Origin of the sequence: Flavobacterium sp. (assembly GCF_013822155.1) — a bacterium.
Classification (GTDB): Bacteria; Bacteroidota; Bacteroidia; order Flavobacteriales; family Flavobacteriaceae; genus Flavobacterium.
In genome coordinates this window covers 1-3,355 of the sequence record NZ_PNJW01000113.1, presented here as the reverse complement: position 1 = coordinate 3,355, position 3,355 = coordinate 1, and the positions used below count along the sequence as shown (strand labels likewise).

Genomic DNA, 3,355 nt, shown 5'->3' with positions numbered 1-3,355 from the left:
AGTGAACGGTTTTTGCTCGCGCACAGAGCTGATCGCTTCCCGCAAAGCCACCCGCACGGCTTCATCACACAAAATCGGCTGGCGGCGGAAAGTCACAACCGTAAAAAAATAACACGCCCCTTGGGTGTTGGCGCGGCGGTAATTGGACATGATTTAAGCGGTTTGTAGTTTGTGGTATTGGTATTCGTAGGGTGGGCAACGCTTTTCTGCCCACCTTTTGCGGCATGATTGGTGGGCAGAAAAGCGTTGCCCACCCTACAATGCTGAATAACTGCTTTGATCTTTTGGTAAATTTTTTTGTTTAATAGTTTTTCTGTTAACCTAGCAATTTTTATATGCTTTTAATTTGACAGCAAAAGCGATTTTATAGGACTTTCAAATGGCAAATAATATTGACTTCATTACATCTATAAAAAAAGAATCAGATTTTGAAGAGATAGTAAGAAGAATTGCAAAACATATATATGATGCAGAAGCTTATTTAATCGGAGGTCCTTACGATGGAGGACGAGACCTTGTATATAAAAAATTAGGAAAGGAAACAAAAGAGGCCATTCAAATTTCTATTGAAAAAAACTCTATAGAATCAAAAATTTTAGAAGATGCTCGTAAAGTTCAAAAGCTTGTCAGAGACCACAATTATCCGGAACACTTAACTTTTTTTTGGTCAAAAACCCTTTCTGCATCAAAAAAACGGCAAATTATAAAAAACGTAAGGGATCAAACAGGTCTTACATTAGAGATATATGATGCCACTTAAATTGAGCAGATAATAACTGAAGACCAGCCAGAAATATTACAGTATATTATGACAGATATTCATAAGTATATCCCTGCAAAAAATAATCATGTAGATTCCAAAGCAAGGGCTTTTTACGACTATCTTGCTCTTGGAAAAGACGCTTCCGATTTGAAGTCATCTATTATTGATGCTCAAATTTTATCTAATTTGTTTGACTCTCCTAAAGAAAAAGAGGTGTTATTTATTGAATTGGAAAATAATGGCATAAAAAGAGGAATTTCTAATTCTAAAATATTTAAATTAATTAAAGAGGGTAAAATAGAGCTTACTCAAGAGACAATGTCCCTTACGACTAATGAAAAGATAAGAATAACTAATATTTTACAAAGGGATGAGGCTGATAGAGCATCTTTGCTTGAAAAAATCAAGAAATTACTTGAGAAAGAAATAGGTATCAATTTTTCCGGTGAAGCTTTAGATTTAATTAAAGATGTTTATCGAGCAGCAATAGAAATTGAGATTTCAGAATCTTCATTTGAACCACCAAGAGTTACAATAGCAAAAGAAATTATTCAAAAATTAGAATATTTGATACAATATAGAGGAAGCGTAGATAAGGTAAAAGCTACTGAGCTTGCAAAAAAATTAATAGAAATTGGAGCTGAAAATGAATATCTTTCTAATCAATGCTCATCTTTTTTATGTGTTAATTTATTGAATCAGAAAAAACTTGATAAATATATACAGGAAAGAACTTTCTATATTTATCTTGATGCAACTGTTTTTATTCTATATTTAGCATTATTTAAATTTGAAAAAATATGATAAGGAGATAAAATTAACAGAAAAATTAAAAAATGCTATTAGAAACATAAAAAATCATCGCCTCGTTATAACTAAAGAACATTTAGAAGAAACTATTAGACATATTACGCAAGCAGAAAAAATTAGTTTATTTGCTAATAATGATTTAATTAAAAAATTCGGTGAATCAAAAAATGTTTATTTTAACTTGTATCTGAAACAAAAAGAGGAGTTAAAAAATTATGATTTTAATAACTTTTTAGATGATTTGATAGGTTTTGAAAAAGGTTTTTCTGCTGGTACAAATTCTTTTGATTCCTACCTCTTTTGTGTCAATAAATTTTGAATATAGCAAATATTTCTGTTGCTGAATGTACGCTGGATATAGATAACGATATTAAAGCTAGAAAGATATGTGGCAGATATGAAGCTGAAACAGCCAGAATTGGAAAGCCAAGAAAACATCGAGCTGCTAGTAATGACCTTATTGCTTGTTATATTTTTAGTAATGATAATAATCATGTTGATAAAGATGGTTATGGACATACACCAATTTTTATTACATGGGATAGTACTCAACACCATTTAAGAGATTTATTTAGAGCAGAATTTCCATTTGCAGAATGGTTAATTTATTCTCCTCAACGTGCCCTTGAAAGATTTTCCATGGTCGATTTTAAAATGCGCAGCGATATTATTAAAGATAACGTATTAGCTATTTTTGATGAAGACTATATGAGAGATAGTAGTTTGACAGATACGTTGGCAATATTTCTTGGGGATAATAGAATTGAATCAGATGCAATAATTTCTGTATTAACAAAATTATCTGGAAGAATGCACGGAGAAACACCTGACTCTGGACACTTTGAAATAGATGAGCGTAGCACTGTGAGTCGAGCTCTTTTAACAATTCAAAATGAATTTAGAGATAATTTTGATACTGTTAGAAAATTGTTCACAAATCCAGATGAAGAAGATGAAATTATTAATATTTTGTCTAAATACATGGAGGGAAAAATCAAAGATGATGAACTCAAAACCGAGTTTAATTTACTTTTAAATAAAGAAATATAAACACTGACCAGTTAGGTAGGATGGGCAACGCTTGAGCGGGACAGGTTTTCGTAACCCCGTCACAATGTTTTTAAGTGCTTAATCAATCAAAATGTTATGGAACGGGTAACAAACCCGTTCCAGCTTGAAGTCTTCGAGTAGCTCAGCACTTCCTTAAGAACTATGCGATTCAACATAAGCATCCAGCAAGCGGCGTATCATGCGCTGGTATTGGGTGTTATTTTTAGCCGCCTCAGCCTTGAAAAACTCCACGCTTTTCTTGCTCAACGCCAGGGTGACTTTCACACCTTCTTCATTGAAAGCTAATTCGGCGGGTGAGGGCAGAAAATCTGCAATTACCTTAACGTCACCCAAGGGTTCATTGGTGTATTTTATTTTCGCGTTCATAGATTGCCTTGCCTTTGCGCCAGTAGCCAGCGCCAATAATTCGAATAACAGCGGCCCGATAAGTGAACCGCACGGTTAAAATTCCACCACCAACTGCTCCGAAACAATAGAAACGCTCTTCGGTTTGGCTGTGGGATTCGTCTCTGGCAATAATACGAAGGGGATCAGCAAAGGCATATTGGGCAACGGCAAATGAAATACCGTGCTTTGCCTGATTCAACACATCTTTTTCTACATCCCATTCAAATTTTGTTTTTGCCATAATTTAAGAATAACAGTTGCCCATATTGTTCGCCATACGTTTGTATGGGTAAATTTACATATTCTCTTCATCAACCCCCAAAA

At 33.9% G+C, this 3,355-nt stretch carries 6 protein-coding genes; 4 read left to right on the top strand and 2 right to left on the bottom strand.

The window, feature by feature from the left end:
* The first annotated feature begins 379 nt into the window (after positions 1-379).
* Genes C0512_RS14925 through C0512_RS14910 form a run of 4 tightly spaced genes read left to right on the top strand, consistent with a single transcriptional unit; the run spans position 380 to position 2,623 of the window.
* Entirely contained in the window at positions 380-760 is a 381-nt protein-coding gene (locus C0512_RS14925) for a hypothetical protein (protein WP_290862989.1), read from the top strand.
* A 48-nt stretch (positions 761-808) separates the two neighbouring features.
* The gene (locus tag C0512_RS14920) at positions 809-1,567 is read left to right on the top strand and encodes a hypothetical protein (RefSeq protein ID WP_290862987.1); all 759 of its coding nucleotides are present in this window, start codon (positions 809-811) and stop codon (positions 1,565-1,567) included.
* Positions 1,554-1,892 carry a hypothetical protein gene (locus C0512_RS14915; protein WP_290862985.1) on the top strand — a complete coding sequence of 113 codons (339 nt, stop codon included), beginning with the start codon at positions 1,554-1,556 and terminating at the stop codon, positions 1,890-1,892. The genes C0512_RS14920 and C0512_RS14915 overlap by 14 nt, the downstream gene beginning before the upstream one ends.
* A complete protein-coding gene (locus C0512_RS14910; protein WP_290862983.1) occupies positions 1,889-2,623 on the top strand; it encodes a hypothetical protein in 735 nt (244 codons plus the stop codon). Before C0512_RS14915 ends, C0512_RS14910 begins: the two co-directional genes overlap by 4 nt.
* Before the next feature lie 153 nt (positions 2,624-2,776).
* Here the strand turns inward: C0512_RS14910 and C0512_RS14905 are convergent, their stop codons facing one another.
* Together C0512_RS14905 and C0512_RS14900 are read right to left on the bottom strand one after the other, a co-directional pair.
* A complete protein-coding gene (locus tag C0512_RS14905) occupies positions 2,777-3,010 on the bottom strand; it encodes a hypothetical protein (protein ID WP_290862981.1) in 234 nt (77 codons plus the stop codon).
* The gene (locus C0512_RS14900) at positions 2,982-3,272 is read right to left on the bottom strand and encodes a BrnT family toxin (protein ID WP_290862979.1); all 291 of its coding nucleotides are present in this window, start codon (positions 3,270-3,272) and stop codon (positions 2,982-2,984) included. Before C0512_RS14900 ends, C0512_RS14905 begins: the two co-directional genes overlap by 29 nt.
* Positions 3,273-3,355 lie beyond the last annotated feature (83 nt).

Bases quoted from the DNA above. Each gene is read 5' to 3' on its own strand.
- C0512_RS14925 (WP_290862989.1), top strand. From the start codon at position 380: ATGGCAAATAATATTGACTTCATTACATCTATAAAAAAAGAATCAGAT.
- C0512_RS14920 (WP_290862987.1), top strand. From the start codon at position 809: ATGACAGATATTCATAAGTATATCCCTGCAAAAAATAATCATGTAGAT.
- C0512_RS14905 (WP_290862981.1), bottom strand. From the start codon at position 3,010: ATGAACGCGAAAATAAAATACACCAATGAACCCTTGGGTGACGTTAAG.
- C0512_RS14900 (WP_290862979.1), bottom strand. From the start codon at position 3,272: ATGGCAAAAACAAAATTTGAATGGGATGTAGAAAAAGATGTGTTGAAT.